The organism is Pseudomonas sp. KCJK9058 (assembly GCF_046230975.1).
Taxonomy (GTDB): Bacteria; Pseudomonadota; Gammaproteobacteria; order Pseudomonadales; family Pseudomonadaceae; genus Aquipseudomonas; species Aquipseudomonas alloputida.
Genome location: NZ_JBJJLR010000007.1, coordinates 97,797 through 118,323, shown reverse-complemented (window position 1 = coordinate 118,323; position 20,527 = coordinate 97,797). Strand labels below are relative to the sequence as shown.

The 20,527-nt window shown below is 62.1% G+C and carries 25 protein-coding genes; 13 read left to right on the top strand and 12 right to left on the bottom strand.

Features of this window, described 5'->3' with window-relative positions; translation table 11 throughout:
• Positions 1-134 precede the first annotated feature (134 nt).
• The 4 genes from ACK59Z_RS06950 (at position 135) to recX (ending at position 3,404) form a co-directional block, all read left to right on the top strand.
• Positions 135-1,202 carry a hypothetical protein gene (locus tag ACK59Z_RS06950; protein ID WP_409292678.1) on the top strand — a complete coding sequence of 356 codons (1,068 nt, stop codon included), beginning with the start codon at positions 135-137 and terminating at the stop codon, positions 1,200-1,202.
• 56 nt (positions 1,203-1,258) lie between these two features.
• The gene (locus tag ACK59Z_RS06945) at positions 1,259-1,741 is read left to right on the top strand and encodes a CinA family protein (RefSeq protein WP_003252362.1); all 483 of its coding nucleotides are present in this window, start codon (positions 1,259-1,261) and stop codon (positions 1,739-1,741) included.
• Between the two features lie 103 nt (positions 1,742-1,844).
• Entirely contained in the window at positions 1,845-2,912 is a 1,068-nt protein-coding gene (gene recA / locus ACK59Z_RS06940; protein ID WP_003252365.1) for a recombinase RecA, read from the top strand.
• 21 nt (positions 2,913-2,933) lie between these two features.
• A complete protein-coding gene (gene recX, locus ACK59Z_RS06935; RefSeq protein ID WP_108191561.1) occupies positions 2,934-3,404 on the top strand; it encodes a recombination regulator RecX in 471 nt (156 codons plus the stop codon).
• A gap of 270 nt (positions 3,405-3,674) precedes the next feature.
• On the opposite strand, the gene ACK59Z_RS06930 is transcribed toward recX, so the two are convergent.
• Entirely contained in the window at positions 3,675-4,793 is a 1,119-nt protein-coding gene (locus ACK59Z_RS06930) for an LOG family protein (protein ID WP_409292674.1), read from the bottom strand.
• Positions 4,794-4,953: 160 nt separating this feature from the next.
• Here ACK59Z_RS06930 and ACK59Z_RS06925 point away from each other — a divergent pair, with 160 nt between their 5' ends.
• On the top strand, positions 4,954-5,163 hold the full coding sequence (locus tag ACK59Z_RS06925) for a hypothetical protein (RefSeq protein WP_012053470.1): 210 nt from the start codon (positions 4,954-4,956) through the stop codon (positions 5,161-5,163).
• A gap of 14 nt (positions 5,164-5,177) precedes the next feature.
• Here ACK59Z_RS06925 and ACK59Z_RS06920 read toward each other — a convergent pair whose 3' ends face one another.
• Positions 5,178-5,597: a quorum-sensing-regulated virulence factor family protein gene (locus ACK59Z_RS06920; RefSeq protein ID WP_012053469.1), complete on the bottom strand. Its 420-nt coding sequence runs from the start codon at positions 5,595-5,597 to the stop codon at positions 5,178-5,180.
• A gap of 216 nt (positions 5,598-5,813) precedes the next feature.
• On the opposite strand from ACK59Z_RS06920, the gene ACK59Z_RS06915 reads away from it, so the two are divergent.
• The 3 genes from ACK59Z_RS06915 to ACK59Z_RS06905 all read left to right on the top strand — a co-directional run bounded on the left by ACK59Z_RS06915 (position 5,814) and on the right by ACK59Z_RS06905 (position 7,793).
• Positions 5,814-6,524 carry a tRNA-uridine aminocarboxypropyltransferase gene (locus ACK59Z_RS06915; RefSeq protein ID WP_004574842.1) on the top strand — a complete coding sequence of 237 codons (711 nt, stop codon included), beginning with the start codon at positions 5,814-5,816 and terminating at the stop codon, positions 6,522-6,524.
• 179 nt (positions 6,525-6,703) lie between these two features.
• Positions 6,704-7,354, top strand: coding sequence for a response regulator transcription factor ErdR (gene erdR, locus ACK59Z_RS06910; protein WP_003252375.1), 651 nt, complete (start codon positions 6,704-6,706; stop codon positions 7,352-7,354).
• Positions 7,355-7,427: 73 nt separating this feature from the next.
• Positions 7,428-7,793 carry a diacylglycerol kinase gene (locus ACK59Z_RS06905; protein ID WP_003252377.1) on the top strand — a complete coding sequence of 122 codons (366 nt, stop codon included), beginning with the start codon at positions 7,428-7,430 and terminating at the stop codon, positions 7,791-7,793.
• On the opposite strand, the gene finR is transcribed toward ACK59Z_RS06905, so the two are convergent.
• The gene (gene finR, locus ACK59Z_RS06900; protein WP_004574844.1) at positions 7,790-8,716 is read right to left on the bottom strand and encodes a LysR family transcriptional regulator FinR; all 927 of its coding nucleotides are present in this window, start codon (positions 8,714-8,716) and stop codon (positions 7,790-7,792) included. The two genes, ACK59Z_RS06905 and finR, sit on opposite strands and share 4 nt — an antisense overlap.
• 117 nt (positions 8,717-8,833) lie before the next feature.
• Here finR and fpr point away from each other — a divergent pair, with 117 nt between their 5' ends.
• Entirely contained in the window at positions 8,834-9,613 is a 780-nt protein-coding gene (gene fpr, locus ACK59Z_RS06895) for a ferredoxin-NADP reductase (protein WP_003252381.1), read from the top strand.
• A gap of 186 nt (positions 9,614-9,799) precedes the next feature.
• On the opposite strand, the gene ACK59Z_RS06890 is transcribed toward fpr, so the two are convergent.
• Together ACK59Z_RS06890 and ACK59Z_RS06885 are read right to left on the bottom strand one after the other, a co-directional pair.
• Positions 9,800-10,294: a SprT family zinc-dependent metalloprotease gene (locus tag ACK59Z_RS06890; RefSeq protein ID WP_003252383.1), complete on the bottom strand. Its 495-nt coding sequence runs from the start codon at positions 10,292-10,294 to the stop codon at positions 9,800-9,802.
• Positions 10,295-10,425: 131 nt separating this feature from the next.
• The gene (locus tag ACK59Z_RS06885) at positions 10,426-11,025 is read right to left on the bottom strand and encodes a Yip1 family protein (RefSeq protein ID WP_003252385.1); all 600 of its coding nucleotides are present in this window, start codon (positions 11,023-11,025) and stop codon (positions 10,426-10,428) included.
• 263 nt (positions 11,026-11,288) lie between these two features.
• Here ACK59Z_RS06885 and ttcA point away from each other — a divergent pair, with 263 nt between their 5' ends.
• Positions 11,289-12,113, top strand: coding sequence for a tRNA 2-thiocytidine(32) synthetase TtcA (ttcA, locus tag ACK59Z_RS06880; protein ID WP_012053468.1), 825 nt, complete (start codon positions 11,289-11,291; stop codon positions 12,111-12,113).
• Between the two features lie 4 nt (positions 12,114-12,117).
• On the top strand, positions 12,118-12,789 hold the full coding sequence (locus ACK59Z_RS06875; RefSeq protein WP_108191559.1) for a DNA-3-methyladenine glycosylase I: 672 nt from the start codon (positions 12,118-12,120) through the stop codon (positions 12,787-12,789).
• A 103-nt stretch (positions 12,790-12,892) separates the two neighbouring features.
• Here ACK59Z_RS06875 and ACK59Z_RS06870 read toward each other — a convergent pair whose 3' ends face one another.
• From ACK59Z_RS06870 to arsC, 3 genes are read right to left on the bottom strand one after another with little or no spacing between them, the layout of a single operon-like run.
• The gene (locus tag ACK59Z_RS06870; RefSeq protein ID WP_108191558.1) at positions 12,893-13,306 is read right to left on the bottom strand and encodes a DUF2069 domain-containing protein; all 414 of its coding nucleotides are present in this window, start codon (positions 13,304-13,306) and stop codon (positions 12,893-12,895) included.
• Positions 13,299-13,904 (bottom strand): NAD(P)H:quinone oxidoreductase, encoded by a 606-nt coding sequence (wrbA, locus tag ACK59Z_RS06865; RefSeq protein ID WP_003252400.1) that lies wholly within the window; start codon positions 13,902-13,904, stop codon positions 13,299-13,301. Before wrbA ends, ACK59Z_RS06870 begins: the two co-directional genes overlap by 8 nt.
• Entirely contained in the window at positions 13,901-14,254 is a 354-nt protein-coding gene (arsC, locus tag ACK59Z_RS06860; protein ID WP_004575340.1) for an arsenate reductase (glutaredoxin), read from the bottom strand. Before arsC ends, wrbA begins: the two co-directional genes overlap by 4 nt.
• A gap of 85 nt (positions 14,255-14,339) precedes the next feature.
• Here arsC and ACK59Z_RS06855 point away from each other — a divergent pair, with 85 nt between their 5' ends.
• The gene (locus ACK59Z_RS06855) at positions 14,340-14,804 is read left to right on the top strand and encodes a peroxiredoxin family protein (protein ID WP_003252403.1); all 465 of its coding nucleotides are present in this window, start codon (positions 14,340-14,342) and stop codon (positions 14,802-14,804) included.
• Positions 14,805-14,921: 117 nt separating this feature from the next.
• On the opposite strand, the gene ACK59Z_RS06850 is transcribed toward ACK59Z_RS06855, so the two are convergent.
• The 4 genes from ACK59Z_RS06850 to ACK59Z_RS06835 form a co-directional block, all read right to left on the bottom strand.
• Positions 14,922-15,326, bottom strand: coding sequence for an META domain-containing protein (locus tag ACK59Z_RS06850; RefSeq protein WP_003252405.1), 405 nt, complete (start codon positions 15,324-15,326; stop codon positions 14,922-14,924).
• Positions 15,323-15,760: a hypothetical protein gene (locus tag ACK59Z_RS06845; protein ID WP_108191557.1), complete on the bottom strand. Its 438-nt coding sequence runs from the start codon at positions 15,758-15,760 to the stop codon at positions 15,323-15,325. Before ACK59Z_RS06845 ends, ACK59Z_RS06850 begins: the two co-directional genes overlap by 4 nt.
• 31 nt (positions 15,761-15,791) lie before the next feature.
• Positions 15,792-16,781: a 2-hydroxyacid dehydrogenase gene (locus ACK59Z_RS06840; protein WP_409292670.1), complete on the bottom strand. Its 990-nt coding sequence runs from the start codon at positions 16,779-16,781 to the stop codon at positions 15,792-15,794.
• Between the two features lie 76 nt (positions 16,782-16,857).
• A complete protein-coding gene (locus tag ACK59Z_RS06835) occupies positions 16,858-19,611 on the bottom strand; it encodes a response regulator (protein ID WP_004575337.1) in 2,754 nt (917 codons plus the stop codon).
• Between the two features lie 193 nt (positions 19,612-19,804).
• Here ACK59Z_RS06835 and ACK59Z_RS06830 point away from each other — a divergent pair, with 193 nt between their 5' ends.
• Complete coding sequence (locus ACK59Z_RS06830) at positions 19,805-20,524, top strand: response regulator transcription factor (RefSeq protein ID WP_004575336.1); 720 nt, start codon at positions 19,805-19,807, stop codon at positions 20,522-20,524.
• Positions 20,525-20,527: the final 3 nt, after the last annotated feature.

Below are 20,527 nucleotides of genomic sequence, written 5' to 3'. Positions count from 1 at the left end.
ACAGGCTTTTTCGTTGCGATGCAGGCACGTGCTTTGGGGCATGTGCGCAGTCTGGCGGGCAGTGGTGGAGCTGCACCGCGTAACCCTCTAGAATGTGCGCCCCTCGACGAATGCCCCTAGCCCTGATCTGCAAGATGAATGTGTCCAGCCCTGTCCCTTATGTAACGCAACAGCTGATCTACCTCCTTTATGGCAAGTGCCGGATCTATCAGCTGGAGGCAAAACTTAGCATCCTTACCGCCCTGGCTCGTTGCAAGCCGGCTGAGTTGCCGGTGATCCGCGTGCTTACCGACCAGCCACAGGCCTTTGCCGGCTGGCCGGTGGAAGTGATCACACTGGACGAGCAGACCTTGCAGGCCTGGGCCGGCGACGGCGGCTACACCCATCGGCGCAAGGCCTGCGCCATTGCCCAGGCCGGGCAGTGGGCGGACAAGACCGTGTTCATCGATACCGATACGGTATTTCTGCAGTCGCCGCAAAAGCTGTTCAGCCAGGTCGATACCGGGCAATTCTTGGTCGACGAGGTGGAAATGAGCTGGGCCGAGGCCTCGCGCAGCAGCTATTACCGCAGCTTCGTCGAGGGGCTTGCGGAGTCAGGCGAAGCACCGGCCGATGACTTGCGGCTGTGTAACAGCGGTGTCATGGGCTTTACTCGCGACGACGTTGGCATCGCCGAGCGCGCCATCGTCCGGATTGACGACTGGACGCCGTATGCCCGTGACTTGCATACGATCGAGCAGATCGCCTTTTCCTTCGAATTGCATGGCGCGCCGATCAACGAGGCGCGCGGCGTGATCAGCCATTACTTTGCGATGAAGCAGTACGTGCATGCCATTCTAGAAATCTTCTTTGCCCGGCATGGCGAGCATTTTCATTCGAAGATGCCAGGTCTGGCCCTGAAGGTGCCGGCACATCGCCCGGTGCCCTCGTGGTTGGCTCGGCTCTCGGTGAAATGGAGCCTCAAGCATGTACCCCGGGAACTGCGTGGCATCGGCCGCAAGTTGCTCTACGGCAGTGTGATGAGTGGTGATGACTACCAGCGCGCGTGCAAGGTGGTCTGGTGGCGTTCGGCAATCGAGGACATGCGCACGCTGGGCGGCTTTGACTGGAGCCGGGAGTGGCCTGACGGGCTGCCGCGGCTGGGGCAGCGTGACGAACTGGCGTTCAGCGAAATCGCCCGGGCCAGCCTGAAAGTTTCCTGAGCCAGAGCCCGAAGTAGGGTGGTAGGGTAGAGAGCCGCCCTCAAGGAGCACCCTGCATGGACCCGATCACCACGCTCGCCACCCGCCTGGGTGAGCACCTGCGCCGATTCAATGCGCAGGTAACTACCGCGGAATCATGCACCGGTGGTGGCATTGCCGAAGCCATCACCCGCATACCTGGCAGCTCGGCCTGGTTCGAAGCCGGTTACGTCACCTATTCCAATGCCCAGAAAACCCGCCAGTTGGGGGTGCCTGAAGCGTTGTTCGGTCAGGTGGGGGCAGTCAGCCAGGAAGTGGTTGAAGCCATGGTCCGTGGGGCTCAGGCTGCCAGTGGCGCACGGTTTGCCGTGGCGGTGAGTGGTGTGGCCGGGCCGGACGGCGGCTCGCCAGCCAAACCAGTGGGCACTGTGTGGCTGGCCTGGGGTGACGGTAGCCGGGTGTTCAGCGAGCGTCGGCAGTTCGACGGTGACCGCGAGGCGGTGCGCCGACAGACGGTGATCGCCGCGTTAGACGGCTTGTTACAGCTTGGTGCCGAGTAAATCGACGACAGGGGTTTGCGCGGGCGTCTGCCTGTGGAATAATACTGGCTACTTATACAGGTATTCCGGCCGTCAGGGCCAAGTCGAACACGTGAGGATTTCAATGGACGACAACAAGAAGCGCGCCTTGGCTGCGGCCCTGGGTCAGATCGAACGCCAATTCGGTAAAGGCGCGGTCATGCGCATGGGTGACCATGAGCGTCAAGGCATTCCGGCTATCTCCACCGGCTCGCTGGGCCTGGATATCGCCCTGGGCATCGGCGGTCTGCCAAAAGGCCGTATCGTCGAGATCTACGGCCCGGAATCGTCGGGTAAGACCACGCTGACCCTGTCTGTCATCGCTGAAGCGCAGAAGAACGGTGCTACCTGCGCCTTCGTCGACGCTGAACATGCCCTTGACCCTGAGTACGCCGGCAAGCTGGGCGTCAACGTCGATGACCTGCTGGTTTCGCAGCCGGACACCGGTGAGCAGGCCCTTGAAATCACCGACATGCTGGTGCGTTCCAATGCGGTCGACGTGATCATTGTCGACTCCGTTGCCGCGCTGGTACCGAAGGCCGAGATCGAAGGCGAGATGGGTGACATGCATGTGGGCCTGCAGGCCCGCCTGATGTCCCAGGCGCTGCGCAAGATCACCGGTAACATCAAGAACGCGAACTGCCTGGTCATCTTCATCAACCAGATCCGTATGAAGATCGGTGTGATGTTCGGCAGCCCGGAAACCACTACCGGTGGTAACGCCCTGAAGTTCTACGCTTCGGTCCGTCTGGACATCCGCCGTACCGGCGCGGTCAAGGAAGGCGACGAGGTGGTCGGCAGCGAAACCCGCGTCAAGATCGTCAAGAACAAGGTCTCGCCTCCGTTCCGTCAGGCTGAGTTCCAGATTCTTTACGGGAAAGGTATCTACCGTAACGGCGAGATCATTGATCTGGGGGTATCTCAGGGCTTGGTCGAGAAGTCCGGTGCCTGGTACGCCTACCAGGGCAACAAGATCGGTCAAGGCAAAGCCAACGCTGCCAAGTACCTTGCTGAGAACCCGGCTATTGGTGCCGAGATCGAGAAGCAGATTCGTGAGAAGTTGCTGAAAGCGGGTGCTGCTGCTGAAGCCGGCAAAGCTGCTGCTGCCGAAGCTGATGCCGATGACATGGCCGACGCTGACGCCGGTTATTGATTGCGCAGTAGATAGCCGAATATGTCTGCCGTACTCGACACCCCCGTCGCCATCCGGCGGACAGCCATGGACCTGCTCGCACGACGTGAGCACGGTCGAGTCGAGCTGACGCGCAAGTTGCGTCAGCGCGGCGCTTCGGACGAGTTGATCGAGCCTGAACTCGATCGGCTCGCCGAAGAAGGGCTGCTTAGTGAAGCCCGCTACCTCGAGAGTTTCATTCGTTATCGTTCCGGCTCTGGCTATGGCCCAGCGCGTATTCGCGAAGAGCTGTGTCAGCGTGGTTTGGCGCGTGCAGATATCGACCTGGCCCTGCGTGAAAGCGAGGTGAATTGGGGCGAGCGTATGCGAGACGTGTGGCAGCGCAAGTTTGCCGGGCAGCGCCCGCAAGATCCGCGCAGCCGCGCCCAGCAGACCCGGTTCCTGGCTTACCGTGGGTTCCCCATGGACATGATCGGCCGTCTGCTCAGCGGGCGTGATCTCGACGATTATTGACGCTCGAAACCACAGTGGCACGTGCCCTTAGCGGATAATCTGTTTTGCCAAATGCCCCAGGCTGTCTCCATTCCATTGTAGGCGCGGGTTCACCCGCGAATACGTTGGCGGCTGCGACGGCGAATGGCCAGGGATATTGGGCAGCAGGCCAGGCCCTTTCGCGGGTAAACCCGCTCCTACGACGGTCTGCGCCCAACAACCGATCAGGTGCAGGAGCAAACAGCCTAAGGTTGCTCCTGCAGGTATCACGCGAGCTGTTACAGAAAAGCATCAACTCACTTTCAGCGCCTGCCTGGCCCTCTGCGTGGTATGCATGGGTTGCGGCTTGGCCCAGTTCTCCGGCAGGTTGATGAAATCCACCAGCTCACGCAAGCGGCCCTGATCTCGGCCGTTGAAGGCGAATGAAAGGCGGGTCAGATGGCTGTAATTGCCAACTTCGTGCTCGGCACTGCTATCCGCTTGCTGGTGATATTTGCCACTCAGGCGCAAATCGGCAAACCCTTCCTGAATGTCATACAACGCCGCCTCGCTGAGCGCACGGTGCATGCGGATCACGAACTGGCTCTTCAGCCAGCGGCTGGAGTGGTAGTTGCTGTAGAACTGGTTGATTTCCTCAACCGCCTCGTCAGCGCTGTGTACCAGGCGCACCAGCTTCAGGTCGCTGGGCAGGATGTAGCGGTTTTCTTCCAACTGGCGGCTGATGAAGTCCAGGCAGTCACGCCAGAAGCTGCCGCCGGGTGAGTCCAGCAGCACCACCGGTACCAGTGGGCTCTTGCCAGTCTGGATCAGGGTCAGTACCTCCAGGGCTTCATCCAGTGTGCCGAAGCCGCCAGGGCATAGCACCAGGCCGTCGGCCTCCTTGACGAAGAACAGCTTGCGGATGAAGAAAAAGTGGAACGGCAGTAGTTTGTCGGTACCGTTCACCGTCGGGTTGGCATGTTGTTCGAAGGGTAAGGTGATGTTGAAACCCAGGCTGTGCTCGCTGCCGGCGCCTTCGTGGGCGGCCGCCATGATGCCGCCGCCGGCGCCGGTGATAACCATCAGGTCGGAGCGCGCCAGAGTGGCACCTAGCTCGCGGGCCAGCGCGTACATCGGATGCTCGAGCGGGGTGCGTGCCGAGCCGAACACAGTCACTTTGCGTCGGCCTTTGTAACGCTGCAGGGTGCGGAACGACTGGTCCAGTTCGCGCAGGGCCTGCAAGGTGATCTTGGCGCTCCAGCGGTCGCTGTCGTCATGGGCCATGCGCAGGATGGTCAGCATCATGTCGCGGTAGAGCGGCAGGTTAGGGCTGTTGGGGGCAACCAGTTGCAGTTGTGCTTCGATATTGCTCAGGTCGATATTGTTGTCGCGGAAATGGCTGAACAGCAGTTCATTCGAATGGTAAGGCATGCGACGTCTCCTTCTGCACCAATACCTCTGACCTCAATCTAGACCCTTGCGCCCGATCGTGCCGAGGTGTTCGGCGCAGCCGCCTGTCGGCCTGCGGCCATCGGCAGCACGGGTTTGGTTAACTGGTAGAGTGAAACGTGTCGATGCAGGAGGTGGCGGTATGCATCGCTTGGTCATCGAAGTGGACTGGCAGCTCTACCAGCAGCTGGAGAACGCGGCCCAGGTGCATCACCTGAGCCTTGAAGCCGAGTGCCGCCGCAGGCTGTCGGGGCTGGAGTGTCGGTCGCGATACTTGCAGGCGCTGTTGGCGGAGATGCGCGCCGATGCCGTTGAAGGGCGCTGGCGCGCTCATGAGGACGAGAAAGCGTAGCGTTGACGCTGTGCTTACTTCTTCTTGTTGCCGGCCAGGCAGCTGGCGTTGTCGAAGGCCTGGTCCATGACTGGCTGGTTTGTCTTGTAGACCGTGAAGCGGTAGACCATGACGGCGCCCTTGGACATCAGGTTGCGGAAGCCGTTGTTGCGGCACACGCTGTCGCCGAGCTGGCTACGCACCTGCTCAGGGTTGGCCTGCATGCGCGCTGCGTGGCTCTGGCGTACGCTCAGGTGGTTGACCAGCGCCTTGCCTTCAACGGTGTAACCCTGATCGAGGATGTCCTCGTTGATTGCGCGTGGCGTGCCGACGCTGCTCTCTTTGGCGACCTTCTGCAGCAGGGTGTTCAGGTCGTAATCCTGCTTGGATGCCGCCTGGGCTGCCAGAGGCAGGGCGAGCAGCAGGCTCAGGGCGGGGGCGATAAGGCGCAGCATGAATCTCTCCTGGTTCGATGACTGGCGCTTTGACATGCGCGGGTCAACGGCGTTCCGTAAAATTGCGCGTGGCGAGGACCGGCACGGTAGGAGTCCGATTATAAGGAGCGCTTTGCTGGCTGCACAGCAATTGCCACCTGTTCTGGTAGACTGGCCGCCTTGTTTTCTCCGAGTCATCCTTGTGCCCATTTTCAATCTGTCCAGAGGCCTGCCGGCATGAGCCATGCGGTAGCGCGTCTGCGCGCCGAACGCCTGGCCCGCAGCAACAAGCCTTTCATCGCCCGTGGCTCGCGTGCCGAGCGTTGCCCGGATTGCCGGGTCATCGCCACCCATTGCCTGTGTGCCTGGAAGCCTAGGGTGCAGGCTGACGCAGGTGTGTGCCTGCTGATGCACGACACCGAGCCGCTGAAACCCACCAACACCGGCTGGTTGATTGCCGACCTGATTGAAGACACCTGGGCCTTCGGCTGGTTGCGCACCGCGGTTGACGAGCGCCTGCTGGCCTTGCTCGATGACCCGCGCTGGCAGCCCTATATCGTTTTTCCGGGCGAGTTCGTTGCCCAGGAGCGGGTGGTCAGCGAGGTGGTGCGCGAGCCGGGCAAGCGTCCACTGTTCATCCTGCTGGATGCCACCTGGACCGAAGCGCGCAAGATGTTCCGCAAAAGCCCGTACCTGGACCGCTTCCCGGTGTTGAGCCTGCAAGCCGAGCAGATGTCGCGCTACCGCCTGCGGCGCTCCAAGCGCGATGATCATTTCTGTACGGCAGAAGTTGCGGCCATGTGCCTGGACCTTGCTGGCGATAGCCAGGCTTCGCAGGCGCTGGATGCTTACCTTGATGTGTTCAGCCTGCATTACCTGAGCGGCAAACGGCGGCTACCGCTTGACGAGCAGGACGACACCCACCAGCGTTTGCATACCTTCCTATAGTCCAAGGGGCACAACCCCTGCTTTGGTTCATAATGACGGAGCTGGCAGCCAGGGTGGGCGAGACGGCAGGGCGATTGGCTTGATCTCCCTTGACCGTGCTCGGCATCCTTGGCGCCGATTCCCCGCCGGGCGCTTCCCTTCCACTCGAGTGCCTGGCACAGAACAGGATCCTTAGATCGATGGCCACATACGAAATCCTGATTGCCGATGACCACCCACTGTTCCGTGGCGCCTTGCGCCAGGCCGTTACCCTCGGGCTTGGCCCCGATGTGCGTCTGGTCGAAGTCGCGAGCATTGCCGAACTGGAAACCCGCCTGAGCGAAAAAGCCGACTGGGACCTGGTGCTGCTGGACTTGAACATGCCGGGTGCCTACGGTTTTTCCGGTCTGGTGCTGCTCCGCGGGCAGTACCCGCAGATCCCCGTGGTGATGGTTTCGGCACAGGAAGAGGCCGCCGTGGTGGTCAAGTCCCGCGAGTTTGGCGCCAGTGGTTTCATTCCCAAGTCCAGCACCCTGGAAGTGATCCAGGATGCGGTACGCAAGGTGCTTGATGGCGAGGTCTGGTGGCCGCCGCAGGCGTTCGAAAAGGTCGATGTTTCGGCCGAGGCCAAGGCCGCCAGCGAAGGCTTGGCCAGCCTCACGCCACAGCAGTTCCGCGTACTGACCATGGTCTGCGAAGGCTTGCTGAACAAGCAGATCGCCTATGAGCTGAGCGTGTCGGAAGCGACCATCAAGGCCCACGTGACCGCGATCTTCCGCAAGCTGGGCGTGCGTACCCGGACCCAGGCTGCATTGCTGCTGCAACAACTTGAATCGGTCGCCAGCAACTGACTGCGCATGGCTTCACGCTTTTTTGACCCGAGCCGGTCTAGTCTGCTGGCCTTTCTGCTGTGAAGTGACTCACATGACATCGCCATTCAAAGGCCAGACCGGCCTCAAACGCATCTTCAACGCCGCTGGTTACTCGCTGGACGGTCTGCGTGCCGCCTTCAAGGGCGAAGCCGCATTCCGCCAGCTGGTGCTGCTCAACGTGGTGCTGATCCCGATCGCCTTCTGGCTGCCCGTCAGCCGCGCCGAGCGGGCAATCATGATCGCCGTTTGCCTGTTGGGGCTGATCGTCGAGCTGTTCAACTCGGCGGTGGAGGCGGCCATCGATCGCATTTCGCTGGAGCGCCACCCGCTGTCGAAAAATGCCAAGGACATGGGCAGCGCCGCACAGTTGGTGGCACTGACCATGGTGGCGCTGGTGTGGGGAGTGATTCTGCTTTAAGCGATCGGCGGCAGCACGATCTCGTCACTGCGGGTAAAGCCTGCAGTGAAGCTGCGGCATAGCTCCAGAAACTCACGCATGGCCGAGGTCTGGTACTTCTGTTTGTGCCAGATGAAGTAGAACTGGCGCAGCAGGTCCAGCTCTGGTGTTTCCACAGGTACCAGGCTGCCACGGCGGAAGGCGTCGCGCAGGGCCAGACGTGAAATGCAACCGATGCCCAGGCCCGACTCCACCGCGCGCTTGATCGCTTCGGTGTGCTCCAGCTCCAGGCGAATATTAAGGTTGGCGCGGTGATGGCGCATGGCCTGGTCGAAGGTCAGGCGCGTGCCTGAGCCTTGTTCGCGCAGGATCCACGCCTCTTGCGAAAGGCTTTCGATATCGGCGCGGCCCAGTTTCGCCAGTGGGTGCTGTGGCGCACAGAACACCACCAGTTCGTCCTCGACCCACGGCTGAACTTCCAGGTCGGGGTGATTGCAGTCACCTTCGATTAGACCCAGATCAATTTCGTAGTGCGCGACCTGTTGCACGATATGCGCAGTATTTTGAACATGCAGTTTTACCTGGCTTTCCGGGTGTGTCTGCATGTAGTTGCCGATCAGCAGGGTGGCCAGGTAGTTGCCGATGGTGAGGGTGGCGCCGACCGCCAGTGAGCCGAAACCGGATTTGCCGTTGAGCAGGTCTTCGATTTCCTTGGCCTGGTCAAGCAGGGCTACTGCTTGTGGCAGCAATTGATGGCCCAGGGCATTGAGGGCCAGACGTTTGCCGGCACGGTCGAACAGCTGGCAGCTCGATTGCCGCTCCAGTTCCGTGATAGAGGTACTGGCGGCCGACTGCGACAGCGCCAACAGGCTGGCGGCCCGAGAGACGCTTTGGTGCTGGGCGACGGCGACGAAGACTTGCATTTGACGGAGTGTGAATCGCATATCGATATAACCGATAACACATATCTTGATAATCCAGTTAACAGATATTGTCGCTGCCCCTAAACTATTGCGCAACTGTGCGCTTTGCGCGCGCGTTTTTCTTCAGGAGCCCCATCGATGAGCAACATGAACCACGAACGTGTCCTCAGTGTGCACCACTGGAACGACACCCTGTTCAGCTTCAAGTGCACCCGCGACCCGGGCCTGCGCTTCGAGAACGGTCAGTTCGTGATGATCGGCCTGCAGCAGGACAACGGCCGTCCGCTCATGCGTGCCTACTCCATCGCTTCGCCAAACTGGGAAGAGCACCTCGAATTCTTCAGCATCAAGGTGCCGGATGGCCCGCTGACCTCGCAGCTGCAGCACCTGAAGGAAGGCGATGAGATCATCATCAGCAAGAAGCCTACCGGCACCCTGGTGCTCGACGACCTGAATCCTGGCAAGCACCTGTACCTGCTGAGCACCGGCACTGGCCTGGCGCCGTTCATGAGCGTCATCCAGGACCCGGAAACCTACGAGCGCTTTGAAAAAGTGATCCTGGTGCACGGCGTGCGCTACGTGAACGAAGTGGCCTACCGCGAGTTCATCACCGAGCACCTGCCGCAGAACGAGTTCTTCGGTGAGTCGGTTCGCGACAAGCTGATCTACTACCCGACCGTGACCCGCGAGCCGTTCGAAAACCAGGGCCGTCTGACCGACCTGATGCGCAGCGGCAAGCTGTTCAGTGACATCGGCCTGCCGCCGATCAACCCGCAAGACGACCGCGCGATGATCTGTGGCAGCCCGAGCATGCTCGACGAGACCAGCGAAGTGCTGGACAGCTTCGGCCTGAAGATCTCCCCGCGCATGCGCGAGCCGGGTGACTACCTGATCGAGCGTGCCTTCGTCGAGAAGTAAGGCGCAGGCGGGTACAGGAAGGCGACTCTCGGGTCGCCTTTCTTATGCCTGGGATGTGTGCATTGCCTGTTCCGGCCCTTTCGCGGGTAAACCCGCTCCTACGGGTGCAGCGCACGTCCCGGGAATTACACGAACCCCGTAGGAGCGGGCTTGCCCGCGAAAGGGCCGGTGCAATCGACCCCCGATCTATTCGACCCGCGTCTCGCCGCTGTACACCAAGATTTCCCGGCACCGCTTGCACAGGTATCGCCGCCCTTGGTGCACCAGCTTGTGCCGCTGCGCGGTAAACGGGAAGTCGCTTTGCGGGCACGGGCAGCGGTAGATGTAGCGGGTCACTGCGCGCCGTTGCACGTCATAGTTGTGGCAACGATTGGGCGGCAGTTCATACACCCCTCGCATGATCAACTGCCACTCTTCACCATGGGCCTGGATGCGGTCGCCAAACAGCTGGTGGGCAACCAGGTGTGCCACTTCATGGGCCACGGTCTGGCGCAGGAAGTCTTCCTGGTTTTCGCGGTAGAGCTGCAGGTTGAAGCGCAGCAGATTCTCGTGCAGGTGGGCGACGCCGGCTTTTTGCCCGCGCAGTTTGAAGCTGACTTCGGGGCGCGGGAAGCGGCGTTTGAAAAAGGCTTCGGCTTGCTGGTAACAGGTTTCGACGCGTTGTTTGAGCTGCTCGGGCATGGCGGGGCGGTTCTCCTGACCAGGCATTATGCCGCAAGCGCAGATGGCTTGCCGAGTCACCGGTCAGTGCACAGCCAGAGGCCGCCTTGCGGCGGCCCCTGGTTGATGCCCCAGTGTTGGTTCGGTCTGTTCTAGTTGGTGTAGACGGGCCCCACGCCCAGTCCCCAGATAATCACGGTAGCGGCCATGATTGCCACCAGTACCACCAAGCCCACTGCCAGCACCGAGCTGGAGAACAGGAAGCCTTCATCCGACGGTATGTTCATGAACGTCGGCAAGCCGACATACAGCAGGTACACCGTGTAGCAGATGGCGGCAGTGCCGATCAGCATGCCCAGCCACAGGTGCGGGTAAAGCGCCGCCAGGCCACCGATGAACAAGGGGGTAGCGGTGTAGGTGGCAAAAGCGATGCATTGCGCCATGGACGGGTTGGCATCGTAGGTGCGGGCCATCCAGTGGATGAATGCGCCCATTACCGCCACCCCGGCGAGCATGGCCAGGTAGGACATGATGCTCATCCAGATTGCGCTTTCCATGGTCAGCATCACTGCTGGCCGGTCACCGATCACCCAGCCCACCTGGGTAGTGCCGATAAACGCCGAAACGGCAGGAATCGCCGCGAGGATCAGGGTGTGCGTCAGGTACATGTGGCTGATGGTTTCTTCTTCGCCACGAATCTCCCGCCATTCCTGATCGGGATGGGTAAACAGCCCCACAACGTGATGAATCATGCCGATCACTCCTCTCAATGTTGCCAAACGCCCCCCAATATGGAGCGCAAGCGGCCCGAGGCCCTAACACCGATGCAAGCGGTAATGTGGCCTTATGTCGCAGTATAGGAAGCCGTTACCCACATAAACCGCGCTTTTTAGAGCAAATTGCGCTGTAAGCCGTGCTGTTGATTACATTGAAGTCTTTATCGGAATGCCTACAGCGGCGTCGCGTTTGTGCGTAAAATAGCCGGCTTTTGTCACACCTCGCGGATCCAAGCGCTATGGGCACCCTCTCGGTCAACCAGAACAAACTGCAAAAACGCCTGCGTCGTCTCGCTGGCGAAGCCATCACCGACTACAACATGATCGAGGATGGCGACAAGGTCATGGTCTGCCTGTCCGGCGGCAAGGACAGCTACACCATGCTCGACGTTCTGTTGCACCTGCAGAAGGTGGCACCGATCACGTTCGAGATCGTTGCGGTGAACATGGACCAGAAACAGCCGGGCTTCCCTGAGCACGTATTGCCGGCTTACCTCAAGGAACTGGGGGTCGAGTACCACATCGTCGAGAAGGATACCTACTCGGTGGTAAAGGAACTGGTACCCGAAGGCAAGACCACCTGCTCGCTGTGTTCGCGCCTGCGCCGCGGTACCCTGTACACCTTTGCCGACGAAATCGGCGCTACCAAGATGGCGCTGGGGCACCACCGCGACGACATCGTCGAAACCTTCTTCCTCAACATGTTCTTCAACGGCGCGCTCAAGGGCATGCCGCCGAAGCTGCGCGCCGACGATGGCCGCAACGTGGTGATCCGCCCGCTGGCCTACTGCAGCGAGAAGGACATCCAGGCCTACTCGGACATGAAGGCATTCCCGATCATCCCGTGCAACCTGTGCGGCTCGCAGGAAAACCTGCAGCGCCAGGTGGTCAAGGACATGCTGGTGGAGTGGGAACGCAAGCACCCGGGACGTACCGAGAGCATCTTCCGTGCCTTGCAGAACGTGGCACCGTCGCAGTTGGCCGACCGGAACCTGTTTGACTTCACCAGCCTGAAGATCGACGAAAACGCTACCCCGCGCTTCCTCGACGTGCTGAACATCTGAGCCCATGCGTGATTACCAGTGGTTGCATGAGTACTGCCTGAACCGCTTTGGTTCGGCCCAGGCGCTGGAGGCTTTCCTGCCGCAGCCGCGCACGCCGGCGCAACTGCGCAACATCAGTGACGACCGCTACCTGTCGACACTGGCCCTGCGCGTGTTCCGTGCGGGGCTCAAGCACAGCCTGGTGGATGCCAAGTGGCCGGCGTTCGAGCAGGTGTTCTTCGGCTTCGACCCGGAGAAAGTGGTGCTGATGGGCGCCGAGCATCTGGAGCGGTTGATGCAGGATGAGCGCATTATCCGCCACCTGGGCAAGCTCAAGAGCGTGCCGCGCAATGCGCAAATGGTGCTGGACATCGCCAAGGCGCATGGCAGTTTTGGTGCGTTCATCGCCGACTGGCCAGTGACCGACATTGTCGGCTTGTGGAAGTACCTGGCCAAGCACGGCAACCAGTTGGGCGGGTTGTCGGCACCACGGTTCTTGCGCATGGTCGGCAAGGACACGTTCATCCCGACCGATGACATGGCAGCGGCGTTGATTGCGCAGAAGGTGATCGACAAGCAGCCGACCAGCCAGCGCGACCTGGCTCTGGTGCAGCAGGCGTTCAACCAGTGGCATGCAGAGAGCGGGCGGCCGCTGTGCCAGTTGTCGGTGATGCTGGCGCATACCGTCAACCATTGAGCCTTGTGTTGCTCCCATTCGCGGGCACGCCCGCTCCCACAGGAATCGCACCGCACTTAAGGCCTGTGCAGTACCTGTGGGAGCGGGCGTGCTCGCGAAAAATCTAACTGCCTTCGCCTGCCATGCGCCGTTCATGCTGGAACTTCCAGCGCACGTACAGTAGCCCGGCAATGAACAGCCCCAGGCTCACCAGCACTTCAAGCCAGCCGAATACCGCCCGCGACGGGTCGAACGCTGCCAGCACGCCCTTGATGAAATAGATATTCACCACGAAGCAGGTCCAGGCATGCGCCCGGGCGCTGCCTTTCAGCATGCCGGGCAACAGCAACAGCAACGGCACCAGTTCGATCGCCAGGATCACCTCGACCCGGGCCCCATGCAGGTTGGCGAACCACAGGTTGTTCACCACCAGCAGGGCGATCAGGCCGAAGAAGCATGCCAGGCTCAATGCCCGCGTCAGGCGCAGGCGGGGTACCAGCCATTGGATCGGCGGCAATGCCTTGGGCTTTCTAGCCACGCGCCGCCTCCAGGGCCTTGGCCGTGGTCGCCAGGCGTTGGCCCAGGGCACGGCACAGGGCGATTTCGTGCGGGTCGAGTTCGCGCTTGCCATCGGCGCCTGCGTGGTGGCTGGCGCCATAAGGCGTGCCGCCGCCACGGGTCTCGAGCAGTGCCGACTCGCTGTAGGGCAGGCCCATCACCAGCATGCCGTGGTGCATCAGCGGCAGCATCATCGACAGCAGGGTGGTTTCCTGGCCGCCGTGCAGGCTGGCGGTGGAGGTGAACACGCCAGCCGGTTTGCCGACCAGCTCACCGCCTAGCCAAAGGCTGCTGGTGCCATCGAGGAAGTACTTGAGTGGCGCTGCCATGTTGCCGAACCGGGTCGGGCTGCCCAGTACCAGGCCAGCGCAGTGGCGCAGGTCGTCAAGGGTGGCGTACAGCGCGCCACTGGCCGGAATATCCGGGGCCACCGCTTCGCATTCGGTGGAAATCGCTGGCACCGTACGCAGGCGTGCCTCCATGCCGGCCAGCTCGATACCGCGGGCGATGTGCCGGGCCATTTCGCTGGTCGCGCCATGGCGGCTGTAATACAGCACCAGGATGTAGGGCGCGCTCACGGCAGGATCTCCAGCACCTTTTCCGGCGGGCGACCGACCACGGCCTTGTCACCGGCAACTAGGATCGGCCGCTCGATCAGTTTGGGGTGCTGGGCCATGGCCTCGATCAGTTGCGCGTCGGTCAGTGCCGGGTCGGCCAGGTTCAGCGTTTTGTATTCGTCCTCGCCGCTGCGCAGCAATTGACGCGGGGCGATGCCCAGCTTGCCGAGCAGGGCCTTGAGGGTGACCGCGTCGGGCGGAGTTTCCAGGTAGCGCACGATGGTCGGGGCCAAGCCGCGGGCTTCGAGCAGTTCCAGGGCGCCGCGGGATTTCGAGCAGCGCGGGTTATGATAGAGCGTGAGATCAGTCATGTCGGGTCGCATCCAGCTGGGTGTGGCGGCTATTCTAACCGCAGCGACTGACCAATTTGCTTTAAAACTCGAGAAGGATTGACCCATGGCAAGGCGTCTGGCAGCAGTACTGGCCATCACCGCGAGCCTGTTGCTCGGTGGTTGCGGTGCCGATTACGGCGTGGACCAACACGGTAATACGGTTAAGGCCGAACAGATCGAAGGGCACTGGCTGGTGCTCAACTACTGGGCTGAATGGTGCGGACCGTGCCGTACCGAAATCCCGGAACTGAATGCGGCGGCCAAGCAATGGGCGGCTGAGGGCATCAAGGTGGTGGGGGTGAACTTCGACGGTTTGCAGGGGCAGGACCTGAAGCAGGCTGCCGAAACCCTGGGTATCGGTTTCACCGTGCTCGCCCAGGACCCGGCCGAGCGCTATGACCTGCCGCGTAGCGAGGCCTTGCCGGTGACCTACATCATCGACGACAAGGGCAAGGTGCGTGAGCAGTTGATGGGCGAGCAGACCCTTGAAGGGTTGCAGGCCAAGATCAAGGCCCTGAAAGGCGCCTGATGCATTCGGGGCCGCTTTCGCGGCCCTTCGCGGGCACGCCCGCTCCCACAGGGGGGACGCGACAAACTGTGGGAGCGGGCGCGCCCGCGAAGGGCCGCAAAGCGGCCCCGGCAATCCTCAGCCTTCCTCAGGCCAGAAGCGCAGCGGCTTGCCTTCGGCCGGCCAGAAGCGCATCTGCTCCACCGGTGACACATCCCAACGCTCTACCGTTTCCAGCGCCTGCAGGAAGCGTTTTTCCTGTTCCATCAGCGCGGGTGCACACAGCTTGCGGGTCTTGCCGACCTTGCCGAAGCTCAGGTGCTCGCCATCGAGCGTGTAAGGCGCAAACCAGTGGTTGCAGCCGCCGTTGCCATAGGCACGGCCGTCGCTGGCCAGGGTCAAGGTCAGGTGGCTGTAGTCGATCAGTGGTCGTTCGCCAATCCACTCCAGCACGTAGCTGCGTTCCTGCTGCAGCCTGGAAGGTTCAGTGGCGCAGCCGAGCAGGCCGGTTGCAATCAGCACGCCGGTCAGCAGATTCTTCACTCGGCGCTCTCCTGGCAACGCGGACACAGGTGTTTTTCGCCACGGCTGGCCCAGCCCAGCGCTGCGATACGGGCGCTGGCAGCCGGTTGACGAGCTGCCTTGCCGAGCTTGGCGTCTACTGCGAACTCGAAGCCCAGCACCGCATCGCAGCGATCGCACTCGACCTGCCAGGTGAGGATTTCCAGCTCGTTGAATACCGGGCCGCTCGCCACGGCCACCCACTGGCCGCGTGGGTTGATCAGGTGGCGCACGCTTTCCACGGTCAGGCGCATGGACAAATCCTTGCTGCCCTTGAGCGTGACCAGCAGGCTATCGCCTTTTTGCATCGAACCGCCGTTGCCCGTGACCTGGTAGCGGCCCGGCACCAAAGCGCGGCACTCGATCAGGGTGTGTTGCGGGTTGAAAAGGGTGTAGCGAAAATCGTGTTCGACCATGGGTCCTCCAGAAATGCCGCGTATCCTAGCATTAACCCATCACCAGGTTCTGTGGATTGCCTGCCGCCCAGCGGTTGATGTTGTCCAGTGTGGTCGCGGCAATGGCATCCAGCGCCTCGCGGGTGAGGAAAGCCTGGTGAGCGGTGATGATCACGTTGGGGAAGGTCAGCAGCCGAGCCAGCACATCGTCTTGCAAGGGCAGGTCGGAGCGGTCCTCGAAGAACAGTTGGGCTTCTTCCTCGTAGACGTCCAGGCCCAGGTAGCCAAGCTGGCCGCTTTTCAGTGCGTCGATCAGCGCCGGGGTGTCGACCAGCGCACCACGACCGGTGTTGATCAGCATGGCGCCGGGCTGCAACTGGGCCAGGCTTTGCGCGTTGACCAGGTGGCGAGTGTGCTCGGTCAGCGGGCAGTGCAGGCTGATGATGCGGGCTTCGCGCAACAGCTCGGGCAGGGGCATGTAGCGGGCGCCAAGGGCCAGCAGCTCTGGGTTGGGGTAGGGGTCGTACGCCAGCAGCTGGCAGCCGAAACCGGCCATGATGCGAGCGAAGGCGGCCCCGATCTGGCCGGTACCGACCACCCCGACGGTTTTGCCGTGCAGGTCGAAGCCGGTCAGCCCGTGCAGGGTGAAGTCACCTTCGCGGGTGCGGTTGTAGGCCCGATGCAGGCGCCGGTTGAGTGCCAGGATGAGCGCCACGGCGTGCTCGGCAACGGCGTGTGGCGAGTAGGCCGGCACCCGCACCACGGCCAGGCCCAAGCGCTGGGCGGCGGCCAGGTCGACGTGGTTGTAGCCGGCCGAGCGCAGGGCGATCAACCGCGTGCCCGCAGTGGCCAGGCGCTGCAGCACCGGCGCGTCGAGTTCGTCATTGATGAAGGCGCAGACCACCTCAAAGCCCTCTGCCAGGGCGGCGGTGTCGAGGGTCAGGCGGGCGGGCTGGAAATGCAGCTCCAGGGTGGTGCCGCTGACAGCCTTGGTGAAGCTTTCCTGATCGTAGTGCTGGCTGCTGAACAACAGGGCGCGCATGGTGGAACTCCTTTGCAATGCATGTCTTGGTTGGGTCGCTGTCTGTCAAGGCATACCCAGCGTGGCCCAGAGCCACTCAAGCGCTCAATCTGGCCTGTGCCGACAGCCGGCTGATCGCGCTGTCCAGTTCATCCAGGGCCTGCTGCGCCTGCGGATTGTCCTGCTTCAGCAAGGTCTCGCTGCGTTGGCACGCTGCCCGTAACTGCGGTACGCCACAATAGCGTGAGGCGCCGTTCAGACGGTGTACTTGCTCGATCAGGCCATTGCGGTCGTCGGCTTCGCGGGCGGCGCGTATGGCTTCGCGGTCCGTATCCAGGGAGGCCAGCAGCATGCTCAGCATGTCAGCGGCCAGATCTGCCTTGCCAGCGGCCAGGCGCAGGCCCTCTTCGGGGTCGAGTACCTTCAGTTCGTCGCCATTGGTCAGTAGCTCGGCCTGCGCCTGCTGCGGTGTGCCCAGGCTCAGGCCGGTCCACTTCATCACCACCTGGGCCAGTTGCCGTTCGCTGATGGGTTTGGTCAGGTAGTCGTCCATGCCGCTGTGCAACAACGCGCGCTTTTCATTGGCCATGGCATGGGCAGTGAGGGCGACGATCGGCAGCGGGTTGCCGCTCTGGGTGTTTTCCCATAGGCGGATCTGTTCAGTACAGGCGCGGCCGTCCATGCCGGGCATCTGCACATCCATCAGCACCAGGTCGAACAACTCCTCCTGCACGGCCTGTACCGCCGCATAACCATTGTTGACGGCCAGTACCTCGGCACCCAAGTCTTCGAGCAGGGTTTTTACCAGCAGCAGGTTGGCGGCATTGTCGTCGACGCAGAGTATTTTCGGGCGTCGCTGGCCGTTGGCGTTGCTCCCTTCGGCCAGCGGACGGCGAGGTTGTACCAGCTCCAGCAAGAGGCGACGCAGCTTGCGGGTGCAGGTCGGCTTGGACAGCAACTGGCCATGGCCGTTGGGCAGGTACGGGTGGTACAGCGCCTGCTCGGTGGTCGGGCACAGCACCACGCATTGGCAGTGGTAACGCTCGAGCTGCTGATGATAATGGCCCAGTTGCTCGGGCGACAGGTTACCCAGGTTGGCCCCGAGCACCGCGAACTCGAAGGGCAGGCCGGCCTGGCTGGCGGCCTGCACCCCCTGCAGCAACTGGTCGTAGGAGGCGAACAGGCTCACGCTGAGGCCGCAGTCTTCCAGCTGGTGCTCCAGTGCCTGGCGCGCCAGTTCGTGGCCATCGACAATGGCGGCACGGCGGCCCAGCAATGGCTGCGGTGGCAGCGCTTCGGCATCGTCATGAGCCTTGGGCAGGTTGAGGCTGATCCAGAACTGCGAACCTTCGCCCGGGGTACTGTCGACACCGATCTCGCCGCCCATCTGTTCGATCAGGCGCTTGGAAATCACCAGCCCGAGACCGGTGCCACCGGGCTGGCGGGCCAGTGAGTTGTCAGCCTGGCTGAAGGCCTGGAACAGTGTGCGCACATCCTGTGGTGACAGGCCGATGCCGGTGTCCTGCACGCTGATGCGCAACTGCGCGCAGTCTTCGTGCTCGTCTTCCAGCATGGCGCGCACGACGATGGTGCCTTCGCGGGTGAACTTGATGGCGTTGCTGACCAGGTTGGTGAGGATCTGCTTGAGCCGCAACGGGTCGCCTACCAGCGAAGCAGGCGTGTCGCGGTAGATCAGGCTCAGCAATTCCAGCTGCTTGGCGTGGGCGGCCGGAGCGAGGATGGTCAGGGTGTCCTGGATCAGGTCCCGCAGGTTGAACGGTATGCTGTCGAGCACCAGCTTGCCGGCTTCGATCTTGGAGAAATCGAGGATCTCGTTGATGATTCCCAGCAGGTTGTCAGCAGACTTCTCGATGGTGTTCAGGTAGTCGAGCTGGCGCGGTGTCATCTCGCTTTTTTGCAGCAGGTGGGTAAAGCCGAGGATGCCATTGAGCGGGGTGCGGATTTCGTGGCTCATGTTGGCCAGGAACTCCGACTTGATGCGGCTGGCCTCAAGTGCCTCTTTGCGCGCCATGTCCAGCTCGATGTTCTGGATTTCGATGGTTTCCAGGTTCTGGCGCACGTCTTCGGTGGCCTGGTCGATGCTGTGTTGCAGTTCTTCGTGGGCGTTTTGCAGGGTTTCGGCCATGCGGTTGATGCCGTGGGCCAGTTCGTCCAGCTCATGGCTGCCCATGGTCGGCAGGCGTTCTTCGAGGTGGCCGTCCTTGAGTTGATTGACCGCGTGCTTGATGCGTTCGATGGGGTCGTTGATGGTGCGGCTCATGCGCAGCGCCAACAGGCCGCTGAGTGCCAGGCAGGCGAGGATCAGCAACAGGCTGGTAAACAGGTTGCGGTAGCCGCGCAGCAGCGTGCCGTCGTGCGACAGCTCGATCTCTACCCAGCCCAGCAGGCGCTCGGCTTCGGCCGGCACGGCGTCGGTGGCCAGGTCGCGGTGGTGGCCGAACACGGGCATCAGGTAGCGGGTGGCGTCGTTGCCACTGCGCTGCAGGAGTTGGGTGCCGGTACCGCCGCTGGGCGGCAGGTTGAGCATGCTCGGGCCGGCGTGGGCCAGGCGCGTGCGGTCCGGGGCCAGAAACGCCACTGCGCGCACATCGGCCTGCTCCAGGGTTTGTGCGGCAATTCGCTCCAGTTGCGCAGGCGCGAGCCGGGCCATGGCGGGTGCGGCCAGGGGCGCCAGTTGTTCGGCGATCATCTTGCCGCGCTGCAGCAGCTGGGTGCGCAGGTCGTTCTGTTGCAGCCAGGTGAAATAGCTACCCAGCACCAGGGCCATCAAGCCGGCCGGTAGCAGTGCCAGCAGCAGTACCCGGCTGCGGATTCCCAAGCGATCGAGCACACTCGCCTCCTCTGATGTGCCTGGATGCCGTCAAGTGGTAACGGCCAAGCCGCGAAGTTACTCCGCCTGCCGCACCATTGCATCTCTTTAGTACGTGTTATGCGCCGTTGCCGGGGCATTGGTCGCAGTGCGGTTGCCTGGCAGGTGGCGAATGCTCAATAATCACGTAATTGAGAATGCATGGCAGTTGCCAATGAATCCTGTATCTATTTACAACACCCACATCCTTGCCATCGAGGACGACCCGGTGCTTGGCGCCTATCTGCAGGAAGAGCTGCAGCGTGGCGGCTGCCAGGTCACCTGGTGCCGCAATGGCCTGGAGGGCCTGGAAACGGCTGGCCGCCAGGCTTTCGATGTTGTGCTCATGGACATCCTGCTGCCCGGGCTTGATGGGCTGGACGCCTTGGCGCAGTTGCGCAGGCACAGCGCTACACCGGTAATCATGATGTCGGCGCTGGGGGCCGAGGCGGATCGTATCAGCGGCTTTCAGCGCGGCGCCGACGATTACCTGCCCAAGCCATTCAGCATGGCCGAGTTGCAGGTGCGCATCGAGGCGATTCTGCGCCGCGTGGCCCTGGAGCGGCGGCATCAGGGCCCGCTGGAGCAAGCCGGCTGCGGCGAGCTGCAGTTCGATGAGGGGCTGTGTGACGTGCGCCTGAATAGCCGTCTGGCAGGTCTGACCCCCAGCGAATACCGCCTGCTGGACATCCTCAACCGCAACCTCGACGAAGTCCTCAGCAAGCCGTTCCTGTACCAGCACGTGTTGCAGCGCGGCTATTCACGGCATGACCGCAGCCTGGACATGCACGTCAGCCAGATCCGTCGCAAGCTCAAGGGTATCGGTTATCACGAACGGCAGATCCGCACCGTGTGGGGCAAGGGTTACGTGCTCAGTGCCAGCGAGGCGGAGTGAACC

Coding starts and splice junctions, on each gene's coding strand:
- ACK59Z_RS06950 (WP_409292678.1), top strand. CDS start 135: ATGAATGTGTCCAGCCCTGTCCCTTATGTAACGCAACAGCTGATCTAC.
- ACK59Z_RS06945 (WP_003252362.1), top strand. CDS start 1,259: ATGGACCCGATCACCACGCTCGCCACCCGCCTGGGTGAGCACCTGCGC.
- recA (WP_003252365.1), top strand. CDS start 1,845: ATGGACGACAACAAGAAGCGCGCCTTGGCTGCGGCCCTGGGTCAGATC.
- recX (WP_108191561.1), top strand. CDS start 2,934: ATGTCTGCCGTACTCGACACCCCCGTCGCCATCCGGCGGACAGCCATG.
- ACK59Z_RS06930 (WP_409292674.1), bottom strand. CDS start 4,793: ATGCCTTACCATTCGAATGAACTGCTGTTCAGCCATTTCCGCGACAAC.
- ACK59Z_RS06925 (WP_012053470.1), top strand. CDS start 4,954: ATGCATCGCTTGGTCATCGAAGTGGACTGGCAGCTCTACCAGCAGCTG.
- ACK59Z_RS06920 (WP_012053469.1), bottom strand. CDS start 5,597: ATGCTGCGCCTTATCGCCCCCGCCCTGAGCCTGCTGCTCGCCCTGCCT.
- ACK59Z_RS06915 (WP_004574842.1), top strand. CDS start 5,814: ATGAGCCATGCGGTAGCGCGTCTGCGCGCCGAACGCCTGGCCCGCAGC.
- erdR (WP_003252375.1), top strand. CDS start 6,704: ATGGCCACATACGAAATCCTGATTGCCGATGACCACCCACTGTTCCGT.
- ACK59Z_RS06905 (WP_003252377.1), top strand. CDS start 7,428: ATGACATCGCCATTCAAAGGCCAGACCGGCCTCAAACGCATCTTCAAC.
- finR (WP_004574844.1), bottom strand. CDS start 8,716: ATGCGATTCACACTCCGTCAAATGCAAGTCTTCGTCGCCGTCGCCCAG.
- fpr (WP_003252381.1), top strand. CDS start 8,834: ATGAGCAACATGAACCACGAACGTGTCCTCAGTGTGCACCACTGGAAC.
- ACK59Z_RS06890 (WP_003252383.1), bottom strand. CDS start 10,294: ATGCCCGAGCAGCTCAAACAACGCGTCGAAACCTGTTACCAGCAAGCC.
- ACK59Z_RS06885 (WP_003252385.1), bottom strand. CDS start 11,025: ATGATTCATCACGTTGTGGGGCTGTTTACCCATCCCGATCAGGAATGG.
- ttcA (WP_012053468.1), top strand. CDS start 11,289: ATGGGCACCCTCTCGGTCAACCAGAACAAACTGCAAAAACGCCTGCGT.
- ACK59Z_RS06875 (WP_108191559.1), top strand. CDS start 12,118: ATGCGTGATTACCAGTGGTTGCATGAGTACTGCCTGAACCGCTTTGGT.
- arsC (WP_004575340.1), bottom strand. CDS start 14,254: ATGACTGATCTCACGCTCTATCATAACCCGCGCTGCTCGAAATCCCGC.
- ACK59Z_RS06855 (WP_003252403.1), top strand. CDS start 14,340: ATGGCAAGGCGTCTGGCAGCAGTACTGGCCATCACCGCGAGCCTGTTG.
- ACK59Z_RS06845 (WP_108191557.1), bottom strand. CDS start 15,760: ATGGTCGAACACGATTTTCGCTACACCCTTTTCAACCCGCAACACACC.
- ACK59Z_RS06840 (WP_409292670.1), bottom strand. CDS start 16,781: ATGCGCGCCCTGTTGTTCAGCAGCCAGCACTACGATCAGGAAAGCTTC.
- ACK59Z_RS06830 (WP_004575336.1), top strand. CDS start 19,805: ATGAATCCTGTATCTATTTACAACACCCACATCCTTGCCATCGAGGAC.